3 protein-coding genes are annotated in these 2,003 nt (G+C 55.7%); all 3 read left to right on the top strand.

Translation table 11 applies throughout. The features are described 5' to 3' along the window. A partial coding sequence (locus WBB85_RS21825; RefSeq protein WP_432640676.1) for a hypothetical protein occupies positions 1–425 on the top strand: 425 nt, incomplete at its 5' end. 99 nt (positions 426–524) lie between these two features. Beyond that, positions 525–866 carry a hypothetical protein gene (locus WBB85_RS21820; protein ID WP_432640675.1) on the top strand — a complete coding sequence of 114 codons (342 nt, stop codon included), beginning with the start codon at positions 525–527 and terminating at the stop codon, positions 864–866. Beyond that, a complete protein-coding gene (locus tag WBB85_RS21815) occupies positions 863–1,819 on the top strand; it encodes a hypothetical protein (RefSeq protein WP_432640674.1) in 957 nt (318 codons plus the stop codon). The genes WBB85_RS21820 and WBB85_RS21815 overlap by 4 nt, the downstream gene beginning before the upstream one ends. Positions 1,820–2,003 lie beyond the last annotated feature (184 nt).

The following is a 2,003-nucleotide window of genomic DNA, read 5'->3' as shown; positions in this document are numbered from 1 at the left end:
CGGGTCTGCTGCAACAGAGCCGCCCTTCTTCAAAGAAGGAATACCACATGCAATCATTTCTGGAATTCATCGGCGATACCGCCGCTATGAAAGACGCCGCATTAAAGACCGCGACGGTCCTTGGCATGATCACGTTATCTGTGACTGGCTCATTCGCTTACAAGAAAGCCGCTGATCTCACAGACTGGTCCCCTCTGTTCTTCAGCCTAGGCGGGGCGGCATGGCTTCTAAGCGCCACGTGCTTTGTCGCCTTATTGAAGGCGGGGCCGCTCGGTATCTGGGGGCCTCTCACAGCGGTTATTCAAGTGGCTCTAGTCATGCTGGTCTCAGCAACGATGCTGAACGAAAGCTACACAGCAGGCCAATGGGTCGCGACCAGTGTCGCCATCACTGCAATGGGCATTTCTATGGCCTTGAACAGCTAAGCCCACATCCCAACAAAATTTCGCGCAGAGCCGTAACCGGCTCTGCTCCCACTAACCCGCGAACAGCGGGGCCAAACCTTGCACTCTGGAGGAACTCAAATGCGAATTTTCAAAGAGAACATCACTGAAGAAGAACAGGAGCTTCGGCACGCGCAGAAGTCTTCGGCCTGGTCGGAATTCCGACTTTCCGTCGAAGGTTTCCGTCCACCAACACAGCCGGAAGTTCGCCGCAGTGCCGATGAATTCAAATCGGAACTCGTCGCAGGCGTACAGGCCGACGAACGAGCCCTGCAAGCAGCGCGTGATCGCGTCGTAGAAACGGCCCTCGAATGTTCCGCATTTCAGCTCGCCCATGGCGAGGGCGCAGATAACGGCGGGCTGCCCCCGTTGATCGCTGAGACCCGCCGGCTTTCCAACAACCTCAAGGAGACAAACCAATGACTGACAGACCCCAACTGAACAGCGCGCAGTTCATGACCCTAAAGATGGCAGACGCGCGTTTCGCGAGACTCGGCCTCTATGCTACTGGCGAGGCAGGCGTCCTCTTCATCGCATTCTGTGGCGCGCTTGCCTTCCTGGCTATTGATTACGCGCTTTTGCACATGCTTCATGGCACTTATGCGGAGGAAGGCTATCACTCGACAGCCTTTGCCGCCTCGGGTCTGGTCGTTGTGCTGGCTCTGCATATCGTTGCCGAGGTATTAAACTCAAAGCGTTTCGATAGGCTGCTCGCAAGTGCCGCCGCTATATGCGCTTTGGTCTTCATCGTCGGCACGTGCCTGATGATAGGCACGATTGCCCTTACGCAAGGCATTGCTGGTCTCAGTGAAACCTTTCCATCCATCGACGCCTTCTTCGATCAAGCGCAGATAGCAATTGATGAAGCTTTCGGGCCGACGGCCTTCGAATCCCTGATGACCAACCTCGCCGTGCCGCTGTTCACTTTTTCGGTGTGCACCGCGTTCTTCCTCACAGTGTACCTAACAAAGTGGCTCCTATCATGGCTGGTGCGCCGCGTGCCCGTCGTTGCACAACGGATCGCCAACGCGCGTCAAAGCTCGATGCTCTTTGGTCGCGTCAAGGAAGCCATGGCCTTCGAAAGTGAAGCCCGCAGCAACCTTCAAAACTCAAAGGACAAGCTGCACTACTGGGACAACAACCGGATCGCCGACTTAATCGTGGCTGTGCGTGAAGAAGTGCTGCGGCCATTCGACCTGCTGCTTACCAACCGAAAATTGGAAGGCGGTTACGAAGCCAGCTCACTTCCAATCCCACACCCTGACGGCGGGCCTCCATTCGACCCCGCCGTTATGGAAGGTCTGCTTGAAAAGGTGCGCACCAACAACTCCCACGATGAAATCTCAACCGCGTTGAACGACGCCCAACCTGTCTGAAAGGAAAACCAATGAAACTCATTTCTTCAACACTTGCTGCCTTCTGGCTCATGATTGCCACGACACTTCCTACATTCGCCGAAACCCTTGTTGTTGGGTTGGATATTTCCAGCTCCAACCCCTTGGTCCGCGATGATGCCTTCGCCCGCGAAGTCGGCGCACAAGCAAAGAGCCGGATTGAGAC

The organism is Albidovulum sp., from assembly GCF_049646345.1.
Classification (GTDB): domain Bacteria; phylum Pseudomonadota; class Alphaproteobacteria; order Rhodobacterales; family Rhodobacteraceae; genus Albidovulum.
Note: the sequence above shows the minus strand (reverse complement) of the source record. Positions and strands in the feature narration are given on the sequence as shown.

What these genes read in the sequence shown, in the direction of transcription:
- WBB85_RS21820 (WP_432640675.1), top strand. Translation starts at nt 525, where the DNA reads ATGCGAATTTTCAAAGAGAACATCACTGAAGAAGAACAGGAGCTTCGG.
- WBB85_RS21815 (WP_432640674.1), top strand. Translation starts at nt 863, where the DNA reads ATGACTGACAGACCCCAACTGAACAGCGCGCAGTTCATGACCCTAAAG.